At 67.2% G+C, this 24,200-nt stretch carries 25 protein-coding genes; 10 read left to right on the top strand and 15 right to left on the bottom strand.

Annotated features, from left to right (window positions below; genetic code table 11):
- Positions 1-7 precede the first annotated feature (7 nt).
- Positions 8-481, top strand: coding sequence for a GNAT family N-acetyltransferase (locus K7G81_RS15880; protein ID WP_223031796.1), 474 nt, complete (start codon positions 8-10; stop codon positions 479-481).
- 7 nt (positions 482-488) lie between these two features.
- Here the strand turns inward: K7G81_RS15880 and K7G81_RS15875 are convergent, their stop codons facing one another.
- Complete coding sequence (locus K7G81_RS15875) at positions 489-1,781, bottom strand: glycosyltransferase family 39 protein (RefSeq protein WP_223031795.1); 1,293 nt, start codon at positions 1,779-1,781, stop codon at positions 489-491.
- A gap of 100 nt (positions 1,782-1,881) precedes the next feature.
- On the opposite strand from K7G81_RS15875, the gene K7G81_RS15870 reads away from it, so the two are divergent.
- From K7G81_RS15870 to K7G81_RS15855, 4 genes are read left to right on the top strand one after another with little or no spacing between them, the layout of a single operon-like run.
- Positions 1,882-3,090: a trans-sulfuration enzyme family protein gene (locus K7G81_RS15870; RefSeq protein ID WP_223031794.1), complete on the top strand. Its 1,209-nt coding sequence runs from the start codon at positions 1,882-1,884 to the stop codon at positions 3,088-3,090.
- Positions 3,087-3,485, top strand: coding sequence for a Co2+/Mg2+ efflux facilitator ApaG/CorD (gene apaG, locus K7G81_RS15865; protein WP_223031793.1), 399 nt, complete (start codon positions 3,087-3,089; stop codon positions 3,483-3,485). The genes K7G81_RS15870 and apaG overlap by 4 nt, the downstream gene beginning before the upstream one ends.
- A complete protein-coding gene (locus K7G81_RS15860; RefSeq protein WP_223031792.1) occupies positions 3,482-4,273 on the top strand; it encodes a LysR family transcriptional regulator in 792 nt (263 codons plus the stop codon). The genes apaG and K7G81_RS15860 overlap by 4 nt, the downstream gene beginning before the upstream one ends.
- The gene (locus K7G81_RS15855) at positions 4,270-4,803 is read left to right on the top strand and encodes a GNAT family N-acetyltransferase (RefSeq protein WP_223031791.1); all 534 of its coding nucleotides are present in this window, start codon (positions 4,270-4,272) and stop codon (positions 4,801-4,803) included. The genes K7G81_RS15860 and K7G81_RS15855 overlap by 4 nt, the downstream gene beginning before the upstream one ends.
- A gap of 36 nt (positions 4,804-4,839) precedes the next feature.
- Here the strand turns inward: K7G81_RS15855 and K7G81_RS15850 are convergent, their stop codons facing one another.
- Genes K7G81_RS15850 through parE form a run of 5 tightly spaced genes read right to left on the bottom strand, consistent with a single transcriptional unit; the run spans position 4,840 to position 10,785 of the window.
- Entirely contained in the window at positions 4,840-6,315 is a 1,476-nt protein-coding gene (locus tag K7G81_RS15850; protein WP_223031790.1) for a hypothetical protein, read from the bottom strand.
- Complete coding sequence (locus tag K7G81_RS15845) at positions 6,312-7,619, bottom strand: serine hydrolase (protein ID WP_223031789.1); 1,308 nt, start codon at positions 7,617-7,619, stop codon at positions 6,312-6,314. The genes K7G81_RS15850 and K7G81_RS15845 overlap by 4 nt, the downstream gene beginning before the upstream one ends.
- 19 nt (positions 7,620-7,638) lie before the next feature.
- Positions 7,639-8,208, bottom strand: coding sequence for a hypothetical protein (locus tag K7G81_RS15840; RefSeq protein WP_223031788.1), 570 nt, complete (start codon positions 8,206-8,208; stop codon positions 7,639-7,641).
- Positions 8,205-8,750 carry an RNA polymerase sigma factor gene (locus K7G81_RS15835; protein WP_223031787.1) on the bottom strand — a complete coding sequence of 182 codons (546 nt, stop codon included), beginning with the start codon at positions 8,748-8,750 and terminating at the stop codon, positions 8,205-8,207. Before K7G81_RS15835 ends, K7G81_RS15840 begins: the two co-directional genes overlap by 4 nt.
- Positions 8,751-8,808: 58 nt before the next feature.
- Positions 8,809-10,785 (bottom strand): DNA topoisomerase IV subunit B, encoded by a 1,977-nt coding sequence (gene parE / locus K7G81_RS15830; protein ID WP_223031833.1) that lies wholly within the window; start codon positions 10,783-10,785, stop codon positions 8,809-8,811.
- Positions 10,786-10,895: 110 nt separating this feature from the next.
- Between parE and K7G81_RS15825 the strand changes: the two genes are divergently transcribed.
- A complete protein-coding gene (locus tag K7G81_RS15825) occupies positions 10,896-12,026 on the top strand; it encodes an acyltransferase family protein (RefSeq protein ID WP_223031786.1) in 1,131 nt (376 codons plus the stop codon).
- Between the two features lies 1 nt (position 12,027).
- Here K7G81_RS15825 and K7G81_RS15820 read toward each other — a convergent pair whose 3' ends face one another.
- The 3 genes from K7G81_RS15820 to K7G81_RS15810 all read right to left on the bottom strand — a co-directional run bounded on the left by K7G81_RS15820 (position 12,028) and on the right by K7G81_RS15810 (position 14,921).
- Positions 12,028-13,656, bottom strand: coding sequence for a TadG family pilus assembly protein (locus tag K7G81_RS15820; RefSeq protein ID WP_223031785.1), 1,629 nt, complete (start codon positions 13,654-13,656; stop codon positions 12,028-12,030).
- Positions 13,653-14,066 carry a TadE/TadG family type IV pilus assembly protein gene (locus K7G81_RS15815; protein WP_223031784.1) on the bottom strand — a complete coding sequence of 138 codons (414 nt, stop codon included), beginning with the start codon at positions 14,064-14,066 and terminating at the stop codon, positions 13,653-13,655. The genes K7G81_RS15820 and K7G81_RS15815 overlap by 4 nt, the downstream gene beginning before the upstream one ends.
- Positions 14,067-14,228: 162 nt before the next feature.
- Positions 14,229-14,921: a GcrA family cell cycle regulator gene (locus tag K7G81_RS15810; protein WP_223031783.1), complete on the bottom strand. Its 693-nt coding sequence runs from the start codon at positions 14,919-14,921 to the stop codon at positions 14,229-14,231.
- Positions 14,922-14,986: 65 nt separating this feature from the next.
- On the opposite strand from K7G81_RS15810, the gene K7G81_RS15805 reads away from it, so the two are divergent.
- The 4 genes from K7G81_RS15805 (at position 14,987) to hslO (ending at position 19,567) form a co-directional block, all read left to right on the top strand.
- The gene (locus tag K7G81_RS15805; protein ID WP_223031782.1) at positions 14,987-15,832 is read left to right on the top strand and encodes an ABC transporter permease; all 846 of its coding nucleotides are present in this window, start codon (positions 14,987-14,989) and stop codon (positions 15,830-15,832) included.
- A gap of 474 nt (positions 15,833-16,306) precedes the next feature.
- The gene (locus tag K7G81_RS15800) at positions 16,307-17,497 is read left to right on the top strand and encodes an aspartate aminotransferase family protein (RefSeq protein WP_223031781.1); all 1,191 of its coding nucleotides are present in this window, start codon (positions 16,307-16,309) and stop codon (positions 17,495-17,497) included.
- 118 nt (positions 17,498-17,615) lie between these two features.
- Positions 17,616-18,539: an ornithine carbamoyltransferase gene (gene argF / locus K7G81_RS15795; protein WP_223031780.1), complete on the top strand. Its 924-nt coding sequence runs from the start codon at positions 17,616-17,618 to the stop codon at positions 18,537-18,539.
- Between the two features lie 125 nt (positions 18,540-18,664).
- Positions 18,665-19,567, top strand: coding sequence for an Hsp33 family molecular chaperone HslO (gene hslO, locus K7G81_RS15790; RefSeq protein ID WP_223031779.1), 903 nt, complete (start codon positions 18,665-18,667; stop codon positions 19,565-19,567).
- A 131-nt stretch (positions 19,568-19,698) separates the two neighbouring features.
- On the opposite strand, the gene K7G81_RS15785 is transcribed toward hslO, so the two are convergent.
- The 6 genes from K7G81_RS15785 to ftsE form a co-directional block, all read right to left on the bottom strand.
- Positions 19,699-20,481, bottom strand: coding sequence for a Crp/Fnr family transcriptional regulator (locus K7G81_RS15785; protein ID WP_255587169.1), 783 nt, complete (start codon positions 20,479-20,481; stop codon positions 19,699-19,701).
- A gap of 183 nt (positions 20,482-20,664) precedes the next feature.
- Positions 20,665-21,249, bottom strand: a complete 585-nt coding sequence (locus K7G81_RS15780) for a TIGR02466 family protein (RefSeq protein ID WP_223031778.1) — start codon at positions 21,247-21,249, stop codon at positions 20,665-20,667.
- Between the two features lie 107 nt (positions 21,250-21,356).
- The gene (locus K7G81_RS15775; RefSeq protein ID WP_223031777.1) at positions 21,357-22,049 is read right to left on the bottom strand and encodes a lysophospholipid acyltransferase family protein; all 693 of its coding nucleotides are present in this window, start codon (positions 22,047-22,049) and stop codon (positions 21,357-21,359) included.
- Complete coding sequence (locus tag K7G81_RS15770) at positions 22,046-22,582, bottom strand: YdcF family protein (RefSeq protein WP_223031776.1); 537 nt, start codon at positions 22,580-22,582, stop codon at positions 22,046-22,048. Before K7G81_RS15770 ends, K7G81_RS15775 begins: the two co-directional genes overlap by 4 nt.
- A complete protein-coding gene (locus K7G81_RS15765; protein ID WP_223031775.1) occupies positions 22,579-23,463 on the bottom strand; it encodes a cell division protein FtsX in 885 nt (294 codons plus the stop codon). The genes K7G81_RS15770 and K7G81_RS15765 overlap by 4 nt, the downstream gene beginning before the upstream one ends.
- The gene (ftsE, locus tag K7G81_RS15760) at positions 23,460-24,167 is read right to left on the bottom strand and encodes a cell division ATP-binding protein FtsE (RefSeq protein ID WP_223031774.1); all 708 of its coding nucleotides are present in this window, start codon (positions 24,165-24,167) and stop codon (positions 23,460-23,462) included. The genes K7G81_RS15765 and ftsE overlap by 4 nt, the downstream gene beginning before the upstream one ends.
- Between the last annotated feature and the right edge of the window lie 33 nt (positions 24,168-24,200).

The following is a 24,200-nucleotide window of genomic DNA, read 5'->3' as shown; positions in this document are numbered from 1 at the left end:
GGCCGAGATGAAAATACGTGAGGCGCGCGCGGCTGATGCCGAGGCGATGTCGGATGTTCTGGTAGAACTGGCGTTGGCCGGAAAGCGCGCACAGGCCGGCGATGCCGCATTCGTTCGGGAAAGATATCTGGACGATCCACAGCGCGTGCGATGCTCGGTTGCGACAGACGGCGCCGGTCGAGTTCTCGGTTTTCAGTCGCTCAAGGTCGCCGATGAGGGCAATCCCTACGATACGCCGCTCGGTTGGGGGATCATCGGCACCCATATCCGACCGTCGGCTGCCCGGCTCGGCATCGGCCGTGCACTGTTCGTCGAGACGCTGGCGGCCGCTCGCGGTGCCGGGCTGAAAGATATCGAAGCGTTTATCGGGATGTCGAATACCGAGGGCCAGGGCTATTACGAGGCGATGGGATTCGAGACCTGGCGCGAAACCGAAACCGCGATCTGCAAGTCGTTCAAGATCGATCGGCAGTCTGATTAGGCCGCGCTCAAGGCCAGCTCGGTAGCCACATCCAATATTGGAACGACTGCGGGCCGGCCAACGCTTGCGAAGAAATGATCGGGTAGAAATAAGCGAACAGGCCGATCGCGACGATGACGAACCATTCGTCGATCCGTCGCTGCCTAAGCCAGGCATAATGTTCGAACGCGCCGGCGAGCGCGAGGCTCAGGAAGATGCTCGCCGGATAGTAATAATAATAGAAGCCCAGCGATTTGGGGATGACGATGAAGATCGCGAGCGCGCCGAGCCACAGGCTGGCGACGCCGAGCAATCGCCATGATCCGTCCCGCCACCAGCCCCAGAAACACGCGATCGCCGCGACGAGGCCGCCCCAGATCACCGCCGGATTGCCGAGCATCAGCACGCCACGCTGCGCGCCGTCGACCACTTCATAGAGATACCAGATCGGACGAATGTCGAGCGGCCAGCTCCACCAGCTCGACTGGTAGGTGTGCGGGGGCAGCACCTGCGTCTGCTCGGCATACATGCGGAGCTGGAACGGCAGCAGGTGGGCGAAATCGAGCGGGTCGGTGGCGTAGAAGAATTGCGGGGCGAAGGTCGCCAGATAGGTCGCGACGCTGACTGTGCCGAAGAGCAGCAGCAGCGGCAGCGTGCCGACACCGGGCCAGTGCCGCTGCCCGCGCGCGTAGAGCGCGGCTTCGAGGTCGCGCCCCGCCTTCCGCCCGTCGCGGATACGGATCGCGATGACGGCGAGCCCGGCGAAACCCAGAAACGGCACCGCCGTCCATTTCGCCCCCGCCGCGAGCCCGAGCAGCACCGCCGCGAGCACCGTCTTCGCTTTTACCCAGCGCGGTCCGCGCATCGCCCACAGCATCGCCGCCACCGAGAGCACGAGGAATGCCGCCATGAAGCCATCCAGCATCGCGATGCGCGCCTGGATGAAGACGGTCATGTCGACGATCGTCAGCACCGCTGCGATCACCGCCGGGCGCATCCGGCCGAAGGTCAGCCAGGCGATCGCGAACACGCCCATCACCACCGCGCTCGCCGCGATCGTCGAGGGGAAGCGCCAGCCGAAGCTGGTGTCACCGATGAGATGGGTACCCAGCCCGATCAGTTCCTTGCCGACCAGGGGATGTTCGATATTGACCGGATGATCGAGCGCCCACAGCGTCCTTGCCGCGGGAACATAATAGATTTCGTCGAACATCTGCTTGTGCGGAAAGCCGAGCCGGAAGACGAATAGCAGTTCCGCGACGAAGCCGAGCAGCAGCGCGACCAGCAGCGGACGGGGCTTGGCGGTCGCGGGCGTCATCATGGCAAGGCTTAGCGACTCGCGGCGGCGGGCAAAAGAGCCTTGGGCACGCGAAAGGCCAAGGCCATTGCATCGGCCGCGCCCGCCCGGCATTGACGGTGCGATGAAACGCCGTACCGGACAAGACCGCTCGATCACCCAGAACTGGCGCCCTGCGACGCAGGCCGTGCGCGGCGGCACCGCGCGTTCCGAATGGGGCGAGACGTCGGAAGCGATCTTCCTCACCTCCGGCTACGCCTATGATTGCGCCGGCGATGCCGCCGCGCGCTTCGCCGGCGAGCAGGACGGGATGACCTATTCGCGTCTGCAGAACCCGACGGTGCAGATGCTCGAGGAGCGCATCGCGCTGCTCGAAGGCGCCGAGGCGTGCCGGACGATGGCGACCGGCATGGCGGCGATGACCGCGGTGCTGCTGTGCCAGTTGTCGCAGGGCGACCACGTCGTCGCCGGCCGCGCGGCGTTCGGATCGTGCCGCTGGCTGGTCGATTCGCTGCTGCCGCGCTTCGGCATCGAGACGACGACCGTCGACGCACGCGACCCGCAGCAATTCGCCGACGCGGTGAAGCCGAATACCAGGGTGTTCTTCTTCGAAACCCCGGCCAACCCGACGATGGACGTGGTCGATCTCGCGGCGGTGTGCGGCATCGCGCGCGAGCGCGGCATCACCAGCGTGGTCGACAATGCCTTCGCCACGCCGGCGCTGCAGCGCCCGCTGGAGTTCGGGGCCGATGTCGTCGCTTATTCGGCGACCAAGATGATGGACGGGCAAGGTCGTGTGCTGGCCGGCGCGGTGGCGGGACCACGCGACTTCATCGAGGAAACGCTGCTCTCCTTCACGCGCAATACCGGGCCGACGCTTTCGGCATTCAATGCCTGGGTGGTGCTGAAGGGGCTGGAGACGCTCGACCTGCGCATCCGCAAACAGAGCGAAAACAGCCTGACGGTCGGCACATTCCTCGAAAGCCGTGTGCCGCGTATCCTTCACCCCGGCCTGCCGAGCCACCCGCAGCACGAACTGGCGATGCGGCAGATGGAGGCGAGCGGCCCGATCTTCGCCTTTCATGTCGATGGCGGCCGCGCACAGGCGCACGCCCTGCTCGACGCGCTCAAGCTGATCGATATCTCGAACAATATCGGCGATTCGCGCTCGCTGATGACGCATCCCGCGTCGACCACCCACGCCAGCGTCTCGCCCGAGAACCGGCGCGAGATGGGGATCGACGAAGGCATGCTGCGCTTCAATGTCGGCCTGGAAGACCCGCAGGATCTGATCGAGGATCTCGACCAGGCGCTGCGGGCCGTGGGATTGTGAAGGCGCTGTTCCCCAATGTCGCGGAGACGCGGGGAGTCGTGGTCCGCGTGTCGGTCAGCTATCTGGCCGAACAGTCCGAGCCCGATCGCGGCCGCTGGTTCTGGGCCTATCATATCCGCATCGAGAACGAGGGCGAGCGCACGGTGCAGCTTCTCACCCGCCATTGGACGATCATCGACGGTCGCGGCGTCAGCCACACGGTCGAGGGTGAGGGCGTGGTCGGCGAGCAGCCGACGATCGAGCCCGGCGCGAGCTACGATTATGTCTCCGGCTGCCCGCTGGCGACGCCCACCGGCGCGATGCAGGGCAGCTATCACATGATGGATGACACCGGCACCGGGTTCGACGTCGCCATCCCCCGGTTCGCGCTGATCGCGCCGGCGGTGGCGCAATGAAGCGCACGCATCTTCCGCTGAACGGCTTGCGCGTGCTCGACGCAGCGGCGCGGCACTTGTCGTTCACCCGCGCCGCCGACGAGCTGGCGGTCACGCCCGCCGCGGTCGGCCAGCAGGTTCGCGCGCTGGAAGACACGCTCGGCGTCGTGCTGTTCCGGCGCACGACGCGCGGGCTGGAGCTCACGCCCGAGGGCGAAGCCGGGCTCGATGCCTTGCGCCAGGGCTTCCTGCAGTTCGAGGAAGCGGTTCGGGCGATGCAGGCCGGGCAATCGTCCAAATCGCTGACGATCGCCGCGCCGCGTGACCTCACCACCAAATGGCTGATGCCTCGCCTCGCCGAGATCGCCAAGGCGGATGGCGAGCTGCGCTTCGTGCTCGTCGCCGCGGACGACGCGGTCGATTTCACCGAGGCCAATCTCGATCTCGCGATCCGCTGGGGCGAGGGGCCGGGCGAGCATGAGGGCGAGGCGATCGAATCGGACGGCATGGTGACGCTTGCCCATCCGGACGGCGGGATCGATACGAAGATCGCCTGGCCCGGCTGCCTTGCCGAGGATGCCGGCGCGCTGGTGCGGGTTGCCGATGCCGGCCTGGCGATCGATGCCGCCGCGCAGGGGCTGGGTCGTGCGACGGTGCCCGAGCTGCTCGCCGCGCGCGATATTGCTGCCGGCCGCGTGACAGTGATCGGCGAGCCGCGGCCGTCGAAGCTTGGTTACTGGCTGGTCGCGCCGCTGCCGCAATGGCGGCAGAAAAAGGTCAAGGCGCTGGTCGACGCGCTGGTTTCATGATCGACGTGCCGGCCCTCGCCACCGCGCGCCTGCGGTTGCGCAAGCTGGTGGCCGACGATGCCGACGCGCTCCATCCGACGCTTGCCGACGTCGAGCTGATGCATTGGTGGTCGAGCGCGCCGCACACCTCCATCGAGGAAACCCGCGCCTATTTCGCGCCGCGCATCGATCGCGACGGCTGGCGCTGCTGGGCGATCACGCTGGCCGGGCAGGATCGCGCGATCGGCTGGGTGGCGGCGGGCGAGAAGCGGCAGGGCGGCGTGACCGAGATCGGTTACATCCTGTCGCGCGATCATTGGGGAAAGGGCATCGCCGCCGAGGCCGTCTCCGCGGTGATCGACCGCTTGTTCGCCGAGGGGCAGCGGCGCGTGTTCGCCGATACCGATCCCGAGAACGCGGCATCGCTGGCGCTGCTCGAACGGCTCGGCTTCCGGCGCGAAGGCTATCTGCGCGGCGAGTGGGAAACGCATATCGGCGTGCGCGACAGCGTGATCCTGGGATTGCTCAGGGACGAATGGCGCGCGTCATAGTGGGCTGGTGCCGCTTCCACGCAAGTGGATCAAATTCTAACGCGGTAAATCGCAGGCGCGGCGGCGGTCCCAGCGCGGCCAGCCGAACGACAGGCGCACGGCATAGCGGGCATAAGGCCGCTGCCATCCGGCATAATGCGCCGACTCGCCGGGATCGAGCCGCTCGGCCGGGCCGTTGAACAACCGCCCGATCGCGATCTCGCGCTCGCCATGATCGTCGGGCAGCTGATGAAAGCCGCCGACATTCTTCATCGTGCCCTTCGCGTCGCGGATGACCACCGACGCGAAATAGGCCTCGCTCCAGTGTCGCGCGAGCACGCCGTGGAACATCAGCATCCGCGCCGGGCGATCGTCGCCGACGGCCTCCGGCAACGGCCGCACGCAGATCAGCGCGAGCAGCGCCAGCGTCGCCGCCATCGTCACCGCCCAATCGCGCCACCGGATGAACGCGCGCAGCCAGAGCCACATTCCGGCACCGCCGAGCGGCAGCAGCCAGATCAGATAATGCGCATTGCCATAGACCCACATTCCGGAGGGCTGGAAATCGGTATAAGCGAGCTGGATCGCGAGCAGCGGCAGCCCGGTCGCGGCGATCAGTGCCAGCATCCGCCGTGCCGCTTGTCCACCGATCGCCGCGGTCGCCACCAGCCCGGCCGCGCCCGGCAGCAGGAACGGTGCGACCTCGATCAGCCCGCGCCCGTCGGGGAACCACGGCCGGGGCGCGACGAGCAGCGTGTAAGCCTTCCACGGCAGATCTCCGAACGCGAACCCCTGGCCCCTGCCGGCGATGATATAGCCGCTGAGCTCAGGCCCGTAGATCGCGAGATAGAGCAACCCATAAGGCAGCGCGACGGCCAGACCACCGGCTGCGACCAGCCCGATCGTGCGGCGATCGAGCACCCCGCGCCGCGCCGCGATCACGCCCGCCGCGACCAGCGCCGCGAGCCCGCCAACGGCATCCGCCGGCCGCGTCGCCGGCAACGCGGCGACCAGCGCGCCGACCGCTACCAATGGCCCGGCGGGCGGCTTGCCCTCGCTTTCGAACAGCATCGCCATTGCCGCGAACAGGCCGTAGAGCAGCGCCGCGGACAGCGTCGTCGTCCACGGTTCGACCCACAGGATGGCGACTTGTGAAATCGTGAGCGTCGACAGCGCGAAGATCGCCGCGCCGAGCCATGGGCCGATCCCGAACGGCCGCATCGCGCGCGCGAATGCGGCGGCGGTCAGCGCGAACAGCACCATGTCGGCGATCAGGAACGGCGTGTTCGGGGTGATCCAGGCGAACGGCAGCGCGCTCAACGCATAAGCGGGCGGATACCAATGCTGCGCGGCATCGAAATCGAGCTGCATCAGCGCGCGGACGGATGCGAGATAACGGCTCTGATCGAACCAGCCGGCCCAAGGAGGCGCCGCCGGAAAGCCGAAATCGTGCGCATAGCGCGCCAGCCACAACAGGCCGACGACAAGCGCCGGCAGCCAATAGCCGCCTCGCCAGCGCGAAGCCGCGGTCAATGCGCCACCAGCGTCAGCGCGCGGTTCATCAGCGTGACGAAATCGAACTCGCTGACGGCCGCACCGGCATCGTGCCAGTTGCCCGTCACCGCGAGCCATTGCCCGGCCGTGGTCCTGACCAGGAAATTGAGGGTGATGACGCCCGGTTCGGACCCACCCTTGAAGCCGACATAATCGAACCGGCCGGCGATGGCCGGCGCGGTGCCGGGGTTGACCGCCAGGATCGCGCGCGTCGTGTCGTCACCGTGGCGGCGCAACCAGTCGAGCGTTCGCGCCATGTCGCGCGGACTGGCGAACCATTCGATCGTGTCGATCGCGAGCGGCTTGCCGTCGAACATGTGCGGATCGACGGGCGTCGCGGCGAAGGCGGCCGCGTTATCGTCGAGCAGCTTGGCGCGGGCCGCTGGCGCCTCTTTCGCCCAGGCAGCGGCCAGCGCGGCATTGGCAGGCGATTTGAGCTCGAACGCTTGCATCGTCGTCAACACCGGTAACGTCCGCGCCGGATCGGCGACACCGATCGTCTTGACCATCGTGCCGACCTTGTCGCGGCCGAGCGTCGTCAACAGCGTATCGGTCGCGGTATTGTCGCTGATCGAGATCATCTGCGTCGCCAGCGTCTGCAGCGTCACCGGCGCGTGATCGGGCCAGGTCTGCAGCACCCCGCCGGGCAGCGACTTGCGGCCGACGCGCAGCACATCGTCCCAATGTCGCGTGCCCTTTTGCACGTCGCGCGAGGCTTCTGCCAATATCCACAATTTGAATGCCGAGCCGAGCGGTGCGGCGGCCTCGCCGTTGATTTCCGCGATCGGCGTCAGCCCGGAGTCGCCGAGCCGATAGATGCCGAACCCGGCGCTGCCGTGGAGCTTGCCGAAATCGGTTTCCAGTCTGGCGAGCGAATCGTCGCGCGGTTCGGCGCCGGTGATCCTGAGGCCGGTGATCTGGTGCGGATCGGCGGGATCGACTGCCACCAGCATCGTCGCGACGATCTTCTCATAGCCGACCGTGATCGTTGCCTGCCATGCGGTGTCGGGCGTGATATTTTCGATGCCGGTCGCTGCGCCGCCTTGCGCCTTTAGTTGCGCGACGATCGCATCGAATTTCGCCTGTGGCACGGCCTCGCGGAACACCGGTGCGAACAGTTCGTCATAATCACCACTGCCGTTGAGCAGCGTTACGAGCTGATCGAGCCGCGCCTTGAAGGTCGGCGCGGGCGTGATCGACGTGGTTGCCGCTGGTGCGGGTTGCGCCGATGCCGGCTGGGCAGCGATCAGCGCGACGAGCGACAGTGCCATGAGTTTCGGCATGATAATGTCCTAGCGTGAATCAGTTGGAGGCGTCGAGCGCGTCGATGGCGCGGGTCAGCCGGCGCGCGGCGGCGCGGTTGAGCCAGTGGATACCGGTGAAGACGATGACCGCGATCAGCACGGCGGGCACGATTCTGGCCGTCGCGGCCAAGGCGCCGGCGTGGACATATGCCATTCGCCAGACGGCCGCGAACAACAGCGCCAACCCCGGCACCAGCGGCGCGAGATACCATTGCCACACGGACCGAAGTGCGTCGCGCTGACGCACCAGCTGGGCGCGATGATGGTCCAGCACGGGCGCCGCCCAGTCTTCCTTGCGCGCCGCGCCGCCGTGAACGTGGACGCCACGCAGCACGACGATGACGCCGAGCAGGATTGCCGCGCAAGCCGCGCGCAGCAGCCAGTCGTGCTGCATAAGGGCGACGGCGCCGAAGATCGGAATCAACAGCGCACCGGCGCCATATTCAAGCGCGTTGCGCCGCCGCACGCGGCGGTCGAGTTCCCGTGCGCGATGGGCGAGTTGCTCGGGCGTCGGCCGCGATGGCGTGATCGGCTGGCCGCCCCATAGCGCCTGAGTCGGATCGGTCATGGCTGGTCTCCGGCATGGAAACGGCGCGCGAGCAGCGCCTTGAGGCGATGCACTTTCACGCCAATATGGTTAGCAGAAAGGCCCGTGATTTCGCCGGTCTGGCGGGCGTCGACGCCTTCGAGATAAAGCAGCATCACGCTGCGGTCGGCGGGTGTCAGCCGCGCGATCAGCGCGTACAGCCGGTCGAGCGTCAGCGCCGCGTCGGCAGCGTGTTCGGGATTATCCGATGCCGGCGCCTCGGTGATCGCGTCGAGCCCGACGAGCGGCGCGGCACGCGCGCCCCTGGCGGCGTGGCTCGCTGCGACATTATGGGCGACGCGATAGGTCCAGGTCGCTAGCGCGCAATCGCCCGCGAAGCTATCGAGGCTTCGCCAGAGCGCGAGGTGGATGTCCTGTTCCAGGTCGCGCGCCCGATCGGGATCGCGTTCGACCGCCCGGGCGAGGCGGGCAAGCGCCGGGCCCAGCGTCTCGGCGGCCTCCTTATACAGGCGATCACGCCGATCGGGGCGCGGCGTGTCGGATGGCGGATTGTCCCTGCTCATGCTCCCTTTAGTCGCCGGGCGTCGTGATGTCTTACGCGCGCCCGGCGAAAAAAGGCGATCAGGCGTCGATCGCCTCTTCGTCGAGCCGCGCCGCGTTTTCCTGGATGAAGGCGAAACGGTGCGCCGGGTTGTTGCCCATCAGCCGGTCGACCAGATCCTTGACCACCGCGCGCTCCTCATATTCCTGCGGCAGCGTGATGCGCAACAGGCTGCGGGTGCCCGGGTCCATGGTCGTTTCCTTGAGCTGCGCCGGGTTCATCTCGCCCAGGCCCTTGAACCGCGCCACGTCTACCTTCTTGCCCTTGAACGGCCCGGCCTCGATCTCGGCGCGATGGGCGTCGTCGCGCGCGTAGAGGCTCTTGCCCCCGGCGGTGAGACGATAGAGCGGCGGCTGCGCGAGATAGAGGTGCCCCTGCCGTACGATATCGGGCATTTCCTGAAAGAAGAAGGTCATCAGCAACGTCGCGATATGCGCGCCGTCGACATCGGCGTCGGTCATGATGACGATGCGTTCGTAGCGCAGATTGTCGGGCCGGCAGTCCTTGCGCGTGCCGCATCCCAGCGCCTGGATCAAATCGGCGATTTCCTGGTTGGCCAGGATCTTCGCCGCGGTAGCGCTGGCGACGTTCAATATCTTGCCGCGGATCGGCAGGATCGCCTGCGTCTTGCGGTCGCGCGCCTGCTTGGCCGAGCCGCCCGCCGAATCGCCCTCGACGATGAAGATCTCGGTGCCCGCGGGATCGTCCGCCGAGCAATCGGTGAGCTTGCCGGGCAGACGCAGCTTGCGCGACGAGGTGGCGGTCTTGCGCTTGACCTCGCGCTCCTGCTTGCGACGCAGGCGCTCGTCCATCCGCTCGAGCACATAACCGAGCAGCGCCTTGCCGCGCTCCATATTGTCGGTGAGGAAATGGTCGAAATGATCGCGCACCGCCTTCTCGACCAGCCCCGCCGCCTCGGGCGAGGTCAGGCGGTCCTTGGTCTGGCTCTGGAATTGCGGATCGCGGATGAAGACCGAGAGCATCAGTTCGCTGCCCGTCATCACGTCGTCGGCGGTAAGATCCTTGGCCTTTTTCTGGCCCGTCAGTTCGCCGAACGCGCGCAGGCCGCGCACCAGCGCCGCGCGCAGGCCCTGTTCGTGGGTGCCGCCATCAGGGGTCGGGATCGTATTGCAATACCAGCTGTAGCTGCCGTCGGACCATAATGGCCAGGCCACCGCCCATTCGACGCGGCCCTGCTCGTCGGGGAAATCCTGGCTGCCGGAAAAGAACTCGGCCGTCGCGCACTCGCGGCCGCTGATCTGTTCCTTGAGATGATCGGCGAGGCCGCCGGGAAACTGGAATACCGCTTCAGGCGGCGTATCGTCGGTAATCAGCTCGGGCGCGCACTTCCAGCGGATCTCGACCCCGGCGAACAGATACGCCTTCGATCGGGCGAGCTTGTAGAGCCGCGCCGGCTTGAAGTGCATCTCCGGCCCGAAAATCTCGGTATCGGGCACAAACGACACGCTCGTCCCGCGCCGGTTGGGCGTGCCGCCGAGCTTCTCGATCGGCCCCAGCGTAACGCCGCGCGAGAAGCTCTGGCGATAGAGCTCGCGGTTGAGCGCCACTTCGACCACCGTCTCCGACGACAGCGCATTGACCACGCTGACGCCGACGCCGTGCAAGCCGCCCGAGGTCGCATAGGCCTTGCCGTCGAACTTGCCTCCCGAATGCAGCGTCGAGAGGATCACTTCGAGCGCCGACTTGCCGGGAAATTTCGGGTGCGGATCGACCGGGATGCCGCGGCCATTGTCGACGATCGTCAGCCGGTTGCCCGCCTCCAGCGTCACCTCGATCCGACTGGCATGTCCTGCCACGGCCTCGTCCATCGCATTGTCGAGCACTTCGGCGGCGAGGTGGTGCATCGCGCGTTCGTCGGTGCCGCCGACATACATGCCGGGGCGGCGGCGGACGGGCTCCAGCCCTTCGAGCACCTCGATCGACGAGGCGTCGTATGTGGGCGTGGTCTTGGCGGTGGACGCGAACAGATCGGACATCGTCACGATATAGGAGGCGGGGAGTCGCGCAGGCAAGCGTCGCGACAATCGGCCGGGCTGCAGCATTGCGGGCTTGCCGCCGGCGCGATCCGCCGTCAGGAGCCGCGGCAATGCCCGCCGCCGAGCCTCGCGCGCCCGCGCCCCCGCCGAACCGCCGCCAGTCGGCCGCGATCGGCATCGCGCGCGTCGTCTGCATCCTCGGCATCGTCTATGTTCATGCCTGGACGGGGATGAGTGGCGACAAGCTCCGGGCGATGGCGGACTCTTGGCAGGGCGTATTGCGCTGGGCGGTCGCCGAGCTGTTCGGGCTGAGCGCGGTGCCGCTGCTCAGCGTCATCTCGGGCTGGCTGGTCGCGCCGTCGCTGGTACGGCGCGGGCTTGGCGACTTCTATGCCAGCAAGACGCGCACGATCCTGCTGCCGATGCTGATCTGGAACGCGCTCGCCTTGCTGTTCGTCGCGCTGCCGGGCTGGCTCGGCTGGCTCGCCGCGCCGGCGCCGTCGAGCTGGGTCTGGACGCTCAACGAGCTCACCGCGATCGCCCGGCCCAACGAGATCGACGTGCAGATGCCCTTCCTGCGTGACCTGTTCGTCTGCATGCTCGCGGCGCCGGCATTGGTTCGCCTGCCGGGCTGGGCGTTGGGGCTGGTGATCGCGCTGTCGCTCGCCTGGTCGATCACCGGCCTGCAACTCTACGTGTTGTTGCGCCCGGCAATTCTCGTCTTTTTTGTGGTCGGCATCCTTGCGCGGCGCCACGATTGGGCGCGCCGCGTTGCCGAGCGGCCGTTATGGCTAACCGGGCTGGGCTATGCAGTGTTCGCCGGGATCGAAATCTGGCTGCAGATTGGCGGGGCGTCGGTCGATCGCCCGCATTTGCTCGCGACGCTCGACCTTGCGATGCGGCTGGCAACGGCGATGTTCTTCTGGTCGCTGGTCTGGCGTCTCGCCGTGACGCGCGCCGGCGCGATATTGCTCAAGCTCGAGCCATACGCTTTCCTGCTGTTCTGCGCGCAATTGATCGTCATCTGGCTCGGCGGCCCTGCGGTCGGACGGCTCACCGGCCCGCTCGGCGCGCCGCTCTATCCGCTGTTCCTGCTGCTCCAGCCCGTGCTGGTGCTGGCCGCGGTGCTGGCGATCGGCCGGCTGCTTGCCGCGCTTTCTCCCGCCGTCGCGGCGCTGCTCAGCGGTGGACGCCTGTCGGCCGAACGGATTGCCGCCGATCGCGCGCGCAACGCCGGCTGATTCAGGCGACCAGCGCTGGCGTGCCGCACCGCATCCCGGTCACGCGCACATCGGCCTGCCCGTAATGAACCCCCAGCGCGCTGGTGATCGTGTCGATCACCTGATCGAGTACCGGGGCGACCAGCATCAGCGTCGACCCCAGCGCGCCGACGACCGGGCCGAGCGCAAGCCCGGACACGTCGAGTTGCAGGTTGCCGATCAGCGATTCGGCGATCCCCGAAACCGCCGAACTGCTCGACACCGTCTGGATTGCCGCCTGGTCGATCTGCGCCTGGTTGAAATGCACCGGCTGCCAATTTTCCGCCGCGCCGAGATCGATCGTCGCGCGCCCGTCGACGTTGAGCAGCAGCGCGTGGACCAGCGTCACCTTGTTCACCGCCAGCTCGGTGGTGAAATCCTGCAATTGCGCGGTATCGACCGATCCGATCGCCAGCGTGCTCGGCCCGGTCTTTGCTTCGATGGTGACGCCGCGGCTGGCATCGGTGGAACAATCGATCGCCTTGAGGCGCGCCTCGGCGCTCGCCATCTCGACATAGAGCGGCAGCTTGATCGACACGATCTTGCCGAGCAGCGAGGCGCCGCCGATCACCGTTTCGGCATAGATGCGGGCCTGCGCGGTGCGGATCACGGGATCGCCGTCGTCGCTCACCGCCAGCCAGGGCGAATGTTCCGGCCGCTCGCCGATCGCCACCGTCACCTTGGTCTGCGCGAGCCCGGGAATGCCCGCGCCGAGATCGAGCGCGACCTGTCGTTTCGCCGTCGCCGTCTCCAGTGCGGCGGTAACCAGATCCATCGCGTTGACCTTGAATGCGCCGGGATCCACCTTGTCCTGTCCGCCCAGCAGCCCCGGATCGATCAATGCGCCGAGCTTCAGACTATTGCTTCCGGCTTGCCCGGCAAGCAACTTGAGCGCGGCCGCGGCGGCGAGATCGCCATTGGCCTGCGCCACCGAAGCAGCAGCCTGCAGCACCTGCCCGGCGGTCACCGTCGTATCGAGTGCGTTGTCGTAGCTGCCGGCGCTGATCGAGGCGGTGGTGCGCAGCGCGTCGATGAACCCGAACAGATCGATATTGGCGCCGGCCAGCGCATTGTAATCCATCACGCTCAACGAGATATTGCTGCCGGTCAGCCCGCCGAGCAGCCCGTTGACCAGCCCGCCGTTCAGCGCCGCGAGCCGGCTGCCGAGCGAATAGCTGGCAAGGTTGATCTGCGCCGCGGTGGCGCTGCGGCTGATCGGGATGCTGCGGATGCCGAAAATGCGCGCGAAATAACTCGGCGCGGGCGTCGAGAGCGTCACGCGCACCGCATTGGCGGTACCCGCGCCGGCAACGAACCGGTCGGCCGGTGCGATCGCGCGGTCGCCCGAATAATGGCCGGGTGTCGTCGTCACCGTGATGGCGCCGGGCCAGCGATCGGTCGCGATCGCCGCGCGGGCGAGCGCGTCGGCGCGGCGGGGATCGCCGGCGGCGGCCATTGCGGCGGCGTCGGCGGCGCCTTGCAGCTGTCGGGTCTCGAGCATCGCCGAGCCGAGATCGACCGCCAGCGCGGTCGCACCGATCAACACCGGCATCGATGCGGCGATCATGATCCCGACGCCGCCGCGCCGGGCGCCAAACAGGCGGCGGATCATGTCAGCCCGCCGCGCCGCACCACCGCGCGCCGCTCGATCAGTGGTGCCGGCATCGGCACGATCGGCGTGTTGAACGGCGGCAGCCCGTGCGCGTCGAGCGTGACCTCGACGGCGACCGCGTCGCCATCCTCGTCGACCTGGGTGGCGACGCGCGAATCGGCAAATTCCCGAAGCGCCGAGACATCGTCGGAGACGCTCTGCTTCGCCAGCGCCTCGCGTTCGTCCTTGTCGAGCCCGGCGACCGTGGCGCGCGCGGCGTCATTGGCGATCTGCTGCACGCTGTGCGCCAGCAGGAAATATTGGCCATAGCCAAGCACGCCCAGCAACAGGCAGATCAGGATCGGCAGCACCAACGCGAACTCGACGATCGTCGCGCCGCGCGTGCTTGGGCCAAGGGGCGGTTTTGCCATATCGGGTCCTCCGTCGAGGACACGATCATCGCGATTTGCAGTTAGGGCATGGCGAAGCGCCAGCCGCCAATGGCATACGTCAGTTGCAGACGATATGTGCCCTCGGCGGCTTGGCTGGCGGTCCAATTACGCCGTTTCGGCGCAATCCTTGCGCGATTCGCGTCAGCGCGCGCGGGGGCCGCCGAACGGCATCGGTGGCGGCGGGCGACGATCGCGACGCGGCAGCTGTGCCTGATAGGCGTGGCCGCAATGCTCCACGCAATACGGGAAACCCGGATTCACCGGGTCGCCGCAGAAATGGAAGTCGGGCTCGCCGGGATGGCCGATCGGCCATTTGCAGATGCGGTCATTGAGATCGAGCAGCGAGGTCTTGTCGGCAACCTCGGGGCTGGGGCGCGCAGGCACCAGGCGGCGCGGCGGGGCCGGCGTGGCGGGCGGCTGCTGCTCGCCGGGAGACTGGCGGATGAAGCCGCCGGGCCCGACCGAACGGACCATCAGCCGCGCGTCCTTTTCCCCCGCCGCAGGCTGCGGCGCCGGGGCCGCGGCCGGCGGAGCGGGACGGGCGGGCGCGGCAGCCGGTGCCGGCTTGGGAGCCGGCGCCGCAGCAGCCGCAGGCTTGGGCTCGACCGGCTTGGGCGCAGGCGCGGGCGCCGGCCTGGCCGCCTTAGGCGCCGGCTTGTCCTCGGCGTCATTGGCCTTGACCGGCGACGGGCGCGATTGCAGCCCCAGCCGGTGCGCCTTGCCGATCACCGCATTACGGCTCACGCCGCCGAGCTTCTCCGCGATCTGGCTTGCGGTCATGCCGCTTTCCCACATCGACTTCAGCGTATCGATGCGTTCGTCGGTCCAGGCCATTCTTCGTCCTTCAAATCCAAGTGCCGGGTTGCCGGGAGGTGCGGCAGCGATTAGTCGATCGCGCCATGAGCAGCCAGCCCGAATTCGGCCAAATTCCGTCAGCGATCACCAATGCCCCCGGCGTGCCGGTGATCCGGAACGTCAATTGGGGTGGCTTACGCACCCTCTATGTGAAGGAGGTGCGGCGTTTCTTCAAGGTCCAGCTCCAGACGGTGTGGGCACCAGCGGTAACGACGCTGCTTTATCTCATCATCTTCACGCTGGCGTTTTCGGGCCGCGGGCGCGGCGCGGTGATGGGCGTGCCCTTCGCCGAATTCATCGCGCCGGGGCTGATCGTGATGGGGATGCTCAACAACGCCTTCCAGAATGCGAGCTTCTCGCTCCTGGTCGGCAAGATCCAGGGCACGATCGTCGATTACCTGCAACCGCCGCTTTCGACCGGGGAGCTGCTGGTCGGCCTCACCGGCGGCGCGGTGACGCGCGCTTATTGCGTCGGCGGCGCGGTGTGGCTGGCGATGCTGCTGTGGCCGGGCATCCACGTTACCCCGCACCATCTTTGGGCCGTGCTGTGGTTCGGCACGCTGGGCGCGATCTTCCTTGCCTTCATCGGCGTGCTGACGTCGATCTGGGCCGAGAAATTCGATCACGCGGCGGCCGTGACCAATTTCGTGATCGCGCCGCTGACGCTGCTTTCGGGCACCTTCTATTCGGTCGATCGCCTGGCGCCGGCATTCCGCACGATCAGCCATCTCAACCCGTTCTTCTACATCATCTCGGGCTTTCGCTACGGCTTCCTCGGGGTCGCCGATTCGCCGATCGCGTTGGGCAGCGTCGTCGTCATCGTGATGGATGTGGCGCTCGGGACGGTCTGCTACATGGCGTTGAGCAAGGGGTGGAAGCTCAAGAGCTAGTCGCCCGAATCCAAGGTTCGCGTCATAAATGCCGTCATGCTGAACTTGTTTCAGCATCCATGGCGCAACGCCAACCGCCCCGCTTGGCGGCGATGGAGCACCTTGGGCTCTTATCGTCCCCCTGGAACCCTTTGCAATGTTGGAGTTCTTCTGGTCTATCCTGCGGGATGGAACAGCATCGCATCCGCGCCGCTTCTCGCCACCGCCGCGCAGTCGCCGCCCGTCCGCCGCGTCCCTGTCGCGTCCCTGTCGCGTCCGTGTCGCGCGTGTGTCGCCGAACCGGCGCGTCGTCGGCGCAGAAGGCGACAAAACCCCGCGACGTTCTCCACTTTCTCCACTTCAGCGGTCGGTCCCGGTATTTCCGGCGTGACGGTTTCTCCGATGGTGTTGCGCCGCACCCCCGCCAGTTCTAGAAGCGCGTTGGGGCAGCCGACCGGCTGCCCTTTCAGTTTCTGCAATCAGGAGCACGTTCCGATGGCCATCACCCCGCTCATGCCCGTTTACCCGCGGTGCGATGTGCGTCCGGTGCGAGGCGAGGGCGTCTACCTGATTTCCGATGACGGCCGCCGCTTCCTCGATTTCGCGGCCGGGATCGCGGTCAATGCGCTGGGCCACAGCCATCCGCACCTGATCGAGGCGATCCAGGAGCAGACCGAGACGCTGATGCACGTCTCGAATCTCTACGGCAGCCCGCAGGGCGAGAAACTGGCGCAGCGGCTGGTCGACAACACCTTCGCCGACACGGTGTTCTTCACCAATTCGGGCACCGAGGCGGTTGAGTGCGCGATCAAGACCGCGCGCCGCTATCATTTCGCCAACGGCCATCCCGAGCGGCACGATCTCATCACCTTCTCGTCGGCTTTCCACGGCCGCACGATGGGCGCGATCTCCGCGACCAACCAGGCCAAGATGCGCGAGGGGTTCGAGCCGCTTGCCCCCGGCTTCAAATATGCCGAGTTCAACGATCTCGACGGCGCGCTCGCGTTGATCGACGACAATACCGCCGGTTTCCTGGTCGAGCCGATCCAGGGCGAAGGCGGCATCCGCCCGGCGACCGACGAATTCCTCCAAGGCCTGCGCAAGGCCTGCGACGAGCATGGCCTGTTGCTGGTGCTCGACGAGGTGCAAGCGGGCTACGGCCGCACCGGCAAGTTCTTCGCGCACGAACTCTACGGCATCACGCCGGATATCATGGCGGTCGCCAAGGGCATCGGCGGCGGCTTCCCACTCGGCGCCTGCCTCGCCACCGAAGAAGCGGCCAAGGGCATGGTGTTCGGCACCCACGGCTCGACCTATGGCGGCAACCCGCTGGCGATGGCGGCGGGCCAGGCAGTGCTCGACGTGATTTTCGAGCCGGGCTTCCTCGACCATGTCACCAAGATGGGCGAACGGCTGCGCGCGAGCCTCGAACAGCTTATCCCCAACCATGACGAGCTGTTCGAGGGCGTCCGTGGCAAGGGGCTGATGCAGGGCCTCAAGCTCAAGCACCCGAGCCGTGATTTCGTCGCTCACCTGCGCGATCACCACGGCCTGCTGACGGTTGCCGCGGGCGACAATATCGTCCGGCTGCTGCCGCCCCTCATCATCGAGGAAAAGCACATCGCCGAAGCGATGGAGAAGCTCTCCGAAGGCGCGCGGACCTATGTGGTGCCCAGCGATGATTGATTCCGGACTCTGATTCCCGTTCGTCCGGAGCCGTCGAACGGTCGTTCTTTCCTTCCGCCCGGCGCGAGGAATGCACAATGTTCGGCAAATTCGGCACGAACGGCGGGGGAACTGACTGATGACCTACCGCAACTTCCTCGATCTCTCCTCGGCCGGCGCCGATGGCATCGCCGCGATCCTGGCCGACGCGCTCGATCGAAAGCAGGCGCGTGCCGGCTGGCCCAAGGGCAAGCCCGATGCCGATGCACCGTTGACCAACCACGTCCTGGCGATGGTGTTCGAGAAGAACTCGACGCGCACGCGCTTCAGCTTCGACGCGGCGATCCGCCAATTGGGCGGGCAGGCGATCATCTCCGATTCGAGCCAGATGCAGCTCGGCCGCGGCGAAACCGTCGCCGATACCGCGCGCATCCTGTCGGGCTATTGCGACGCGATCATGGTCCGCACCGATGATCACGCCAAATTGCTCGAGATGGCCGAATACGCTTCGGTGCCCGTCATCAATGGCCTCACCGATGCCTCGCACCCGTGCCAGATCATGGCCGATCTGCTGACCATCCTCGAAACCGGCACCTCGCTCCCCGGCCTCAAGGTCGCGTGGCTGGGTGACGGCAACAACGTGCTCGCCTCGATCGTCGAGGCGGCGGGGCTGCTCCAGTTCGATGTGGTCGCCGCGTGTCCGCAGGGATTTCAGCCCGAGGAAGCCGATATCGCCCGCGGCAATGGCCGCGCCCGCGTCGTCGGCAGCCCGCGCGAGGCAGTCGAGGGCGCCGATGTGGTCGTCACCGACACCTGGATCTCGATGGGGCAGGACCACGCCGACACCAAGCTCGCCGCGATGATGCCGTTCCAGGTCACTGCCGAGCTGATGGCGGCGGCGAAACCGGGCGCCAAATTCCTTCACTGCCTGCCCGCCCACCGTGGCGAGGAAGTGACGGCGGACGTGATCGACGGCCCGCAATCGCTGATCTGGCCCGAGGCCGAAAACCGCCTCCACGCCCAGAAATCGATCCTGCGCTGGTGCTTCGGCCAGATCGGCTGAGTTGCGAGCGGGGGCGAACTTCCTATCTAGCTGTCCATCCATCCAATCGCCGTTCGCCCCGAGCTTGTCGACGGGCGAAAAGCCCGCTGGTCGGGTTTCCACAGGCTCAGCCCGAACGGGACATCATGCAGGATAAGCAAATACCCGATCTCGATCGCGCGCTCGGCTTCACCATTCCCTCGCGCCACGCACGCGGGCGGCTGGTGCGGCTTGGCCAGGCGCTCGATACGATTCTCGCCGCGCACGCCTATCCGCCGCCGATCGAGCGCCTGCTCGCCGAGGCGTTGACGCTGACCGCGCTGATCGGATCGACGCTCAAGGACGCCGGCGGCCAGTTGACGCTGCAAACGCAGTCCGAAACCGGCGTCGTCAAGCTGCTCGTCTGCGATTACCGCGGCGGCGAGCTGCGCGGTTATATCCAGTTCGACGCCGAAGCGCTCGCCGCGGCGCCGGCCGATCCCACGCTATTCGCGCTGTTCGGCCAGGGTTATCTGGCGATCACCTTCGATCAGGCCGCCACCGGCGAACGCTATCAGGGCATCGTCCCGCTCGACGGCGAGACGCTGGCCGAGGCCGCGCAAAGCTATTTCGTCCAGTCCGAGCAGATCCCGACGCTGGTCCGCCTCGGCATGGAGCGCGACGCCGATGGCCATCACCGCGCCGGTGGTCTGTTCCTCCAGCATTTGCCCGAAGGCGAGGAGGGTCGAGACCGCCTCCACACCCGGCTCGACCATCCCGAATGGGAGCATGTCGCCGCGCTGGGCGAAACGATGGGCGCCGCGGAGCTCGCCGATCCGTCGATTCCGCTCGAAACGCTCGTCTGGCGGCTGTTCAATGAGGAGTCCGAAGTCCGTGTCCTCGCCGAAACCCGGCTGACGCGCGGCTGTCGCTGTACCCCCGATTACATCGCCAGCGTGCTCGCCAAATTTCCGCCCGAGGAGCAGCGCGAAATGGCCGATGAAAACGGCATGATAACCGTCGATTGCGCCTTCTGCGCGCGCAAGTTCCCGGTGCCCGTCGTAGCCTGATCGCGCGTGTTAAGCCGATATTTACGCTGATCGGATATCAGGTTTGCGTGCTTCTTCATTGGGCACGCTTTCCTCCCTAGCAGGCTCGCAAGAGTCATCCTGGGCCGCTCTTCGTAGCGGCCCTCTTTTCGTCAGCCTCCGGCCGCGACGCGCATGTCACCGGCGAGCTCGACCGGCTCGGCCATCTCCTTCACATGGAGGTAGTTTTCATTGAAATCGGCAGCCGCACGCAGCGCTGCCCAATCGCCGACGATAACCGCGCGCTTGCTGCGCCGGATCAGCCCGTCAGCCTCCAGCACGCGCAGGGTGCGGTTGACGTGCACCGCGGTCAGCGCCAGCGCGTCGCCGATCTGCTCCTGTGTCATCGGCAATTCGAACGAACGGCGGGAGCCGAGCTCCGCGGCTTCGCGCCGCACTGCCAGCTCGCACAGCAGATGCGCCACCCGCGCTCGCGCGTCGCGCCGGCCGATATTGGCGATCCATTCGCGGAACAGCGACGCCTCGACCAGCGATTCGCGCCACAACGCCTTGCCGATCGCCGGATGGCGGAACGCCAGTTCGAGCATATCGGCATGCGGGAACTGGCACACCGTCGCATGGGTGAGGGCCTGGATATTATGGTCGGCGGCGTCGAGCAGGATGTTCTGCAGATCGATGAAATCGCCGGGAATATGCACCGCGACGATCTGCCGCCCGCCATCCTGCACCAGCTTGTGCCGATAGACGTAGCCATCGACCACCACCGTAGAATTCTTCGGCCGCTCGCCTTCGCGGATGAAATAATCCGCCGGCTTGAGCGCGCGAAGCTGATGCGGAATCGCGAGAATCTCGCGAACCGCGTCATCCTCGAGCGGGATCCGGCTGTCGAGCCGCCGCGCGATCAGCCCCATCGGCGTGGGCCCGAACCGTGTCATCGTGCGAACCGTGAAATGAAGCATGATCGAGATGAAGACTCGGGCACGGCAATCTTTCCCCAACCGGCCGATGCGGCCACGCAGCACAAGGCAGCGAAGCCGGGTCGTCTATGGCCCGGTGGTCGCCCCCGCACCGCAATCTACTCGGTTGCTGTCTGTCGCGGAAGTGCAATTAATCGACCGTTACAGCCGGTAGTTGAAGCTGATGCTGATGCGTTCTTCGTCAGCGGCGTTGGGCATCACTTCGTGGCGCAGCCAGCTTTCCCACAGGAAAACCGTGCCCGGCGCCGGCTCGGCGTAGATGAAGGTGCCCGGCCGCTGCGGCGCCGCCATCATCAACGGCAGCCGCGGGTCTTCCAGCTTGAGCGGCCCCGATCCCGCCGGCACCGCGACATAGATCGTCCCCGAAACGACGCTGTGGGGGTGGATGTGGCCCGAATGCGTGCCGCCGGGCTCGAGCACGTTGATCCACAGACTGTCGAGCTTGAGTCGCTTGCCGCCGAGCTCGAACCCGCATTCCCTGGCGAACGCGGCGACGTGCCTGTTCAGATGCCGCACCAGATCGCCGAACCGCGGGTCACGCCGCGGCAAATCGTTGAGCGACGCATAGCTGGTATAGCCGCGATAGCCGTGCGCCGCGCTCCATGCCTGGCCCGCGCCATCCTCGTCGGCGAGTTCCCGACAAGCGTCGTCGAGCTCGGCGAGCAGCAGCTCGTCGTCGAGCGCGCCTTCGTAGAATTGCGTGGCAAACAGCTGGCGTATCGGCATCCCTCAGCGATTAGAGCCTGTTCGATAACCGCGCCAGCCCGCCATTCGCCTTGATGTTCGTGCGGACGATCGAGCGGACGGTCGTGCGGATGTTGCCGAGCGCCCAGTCAGCCCTCGCCTTCCAGCGCGTTGATTCCGGCGTGGACGCGCGCCTCGGCTTCGGCGCGGGGCAGGCCGGGCGGCACCGGCTCGCCGAAGCGGAAGGTGACGGTGCCGGCGCGCTTGGCCCCCTTGCGCGGCCAGACGCGTCCGCTGTCGAGCGCGACCGGCACAACCGCGACGCCGAGTGCCCGGTAGAGCCCGGCGAAGCCGGCGCGCAGCGGCGGGCGCTCGCCGGGGCGGACGCGTGTGCCTTCGGGAAAGATCACGATCGAGCGCCCCGCGTCGATCGCGCCGCGCGCCTCGCGCATCATCTGCCGCATCGTCGCCGCCGCGCCGGCGCGATCGATGACGATGACGCCGTAGCGCCGCGCCGCCCAGCCCCAGATCGGAATACGGGCAAGCTCGGCCTTCATCACCAGCGCCGGGCCATTGAGCATCAGCGCCAGTTCGAGCGTTTCGAACATCGATTGGTGCTTGGCGGCATAGAGCGCCGGCTCGGACGGGCGCTTCCCCTCGATTCGCGTATCAATGCCGAGCAGCAGGCGCGCCGCCCAGCGATGGAACACCGCCCAGCCATGGGCATAAGCGATCAGCGCGCGCTGGCCGATCAGCGCGGGGATCGGCACTAGCAGCACGATCGGCACCGACAGGCCGTAGAAGACCAGCATGAAGGCCAGGGTGCGCAGCCAGGCGATCATCCGCCGATCCCCAGCCACAGCGCGACGCGGCGCAGCAGCAGCTTGTTGTATTCGGCGAGCAGCAGCTTGAGGTTGGGCTCTCCCTTCACCCCGTCGCGCACGATGACGACGTCCTTGTCGAGCGCGGCGCCGAGCTCCATCCGCGCGCGCGCCATATGCCAATCGGAGGTGACGAGGCGTACTGAGTGGTAATGATGCGCACGCACCCATTGCGCCGTTTCCTCGGCATTCGATCGCGTATCGACCGCCTCGCGGCCGAGGTCGATGCAGCAGGCGAACAGCGCCGGCGGCGCGTGATATTCTAGCGCGAGGTCGATCGGGCGCACCGTCGGCGCGACGCCGGTAATCAGCAAGCGCTTGGCCTCGTGCGCCTCGATCAGATCGATCCCGCGATCGATCCGGCCGGCGGCGCCGGTCGGCACCACGATCGCATCGGTGGGATGGCCGTCGAGCGGCGCCGGCAGCAGCAGCATGAACGCGACGAAGCCAAGCGCCCAGGCGAGTGCGACGAAGGCGAGGAAGCGCGTGATCACAATTTCGCCCCCAGCGTGCGCAGCACCGCGATCCGCGCCGCCAGTGTCGCCAGCCCGACGAAGAGAAACGGGATCGCCGCCAGTGCGATCCATCCGCCCGGCCCCAGCGTTGCGCCGCTCGCCAGCGCCGAACCGAGGCCGGCGAGCCGCGTGCCGACCAATGCCGTCACCGCCAGCGCGGCGATCCCGCCGACCGCGCCGCCGATCGCGGTGTCGCGGGCGATGCGGCGCTGAAAAAGGCGTGCGACCTGCACGTCGGTCGAGCCGAGCATGTGCATGATTTCGATCGTGTCGCGGTGGGTTTCAAGCCCGGCGCGCGCGGCGAGCACGACCACCGTCCCGGTCGCCAGCGCAAGCAACAGCACGATCCCGGCCGCCAGGCCGAGCAGCAGGTTCATGAATCCCGTGACCGGCGCCATCCACGCCGCGTGCCGATCAAGCCGCGCCGCCGGCACGATTGCGTGGATTCGCCTGGCGAGCGCCGCCACGGCGAGGTCGCTCGCGTCGTGCAGATCGAGATCGATCAGTACCGGCATCGGCAAATCGGGATCATTGCCGATCGCGCCGAGCCAGGGTTGCAGCAATTTGGCGAGCCGCGCCGGATCGACCGGCCGCGCCGCCGCGACGTTGCGGTCACCGCGCGCCATCGCCAGTACCTGTGCGGCATCATGGTCTCGTGCAATGGGGTTCGGCTCGACCAGCTCGATGGTCAATCGCCCGGCGAGCTGCCGGTCGAGCGCGCGCGAGGCGGCCAGTGCGCCAAGCCCCAGCGCGGCGGCGAGCACCGTCAGGAACAGCATGATCGCCATCACCCAGCGCATCGTCCGCGTGGCGCGACCGGCATCGAGCAAGCGGCGCTCGGGGCGTTTCTCCTCGCTCATCCGTCGCGCTCGCTCGGCGGAAAGCGCAGCGCGCCGGTTGGATCGAGCAGCCGCCCGCGATCGAGCCGCATCATCTGCGCGTTGGCGGTGCGCTGGATCATCTGGATATCGTGGGTGGCGACGACCACGGTAGTGCCGAGCCGGTTGAGCGAATCGAACAGGTGCATCAGCCGCTCGGCCATCGCCGGATCGACGTTGCCGGTCGGTTCGTCGGCGACGAGGATCTCGGGACGGCCGATCACGGCGCGGGCGATCGCCACGCGCTGCTGCTCGCCGCCCGAAAGCGTCGGCGGCCGGGCGTGGATGCGATCGGACAGGCCCACCCAGGTCAGCATCTCGTGAACCGGCTGCTCGATATCCTCCTCGCGCACCCCGGCGATGCGCAGCGGCAGCGCGATATTGTCATAGGCGGAAAGATGCGGGGCGAGGCGGAAATCCTGGAACACCACGCCGATCCGGCGACGGAAGCCAGGCAGGCGCTTGCGCGGCATCGTGACCGCGTCCTCGCCGAACAAACGGATCACCCCGCGCGTCGGGCGCTGCGCGAGGTAAAGCAGGCGCAGTAGCGAGGTCTTGCCCGCACCCGATGCGCCGGTCAGGAAATAGAAGGCGCCGCTGGTCAGCGCAAAGCTGAGGTCGGACAGCGTCTCGTCGCCGGCGCCGTAGCGCAGCCCGACATTCTCGAACTGGACGATATTCGCCATGGCCGGCGTCAGCGCTCACTCACGGTCATGCCC

Source organism: Hephaestia mangrovi (assembly GCF_019880555.1).
Classification (GTDB): Bacteria; Pseudomonadota; Alphaproteobacteria; order Sphingomonadales; family Sphingomonadaceae; genus Sphingomonas; species Sphingomonas mangrovi.
Note: the sequence above shows the minus strand (reverse complement) of the source record. Positions and strands in the feature narration are given on the sequence as shown.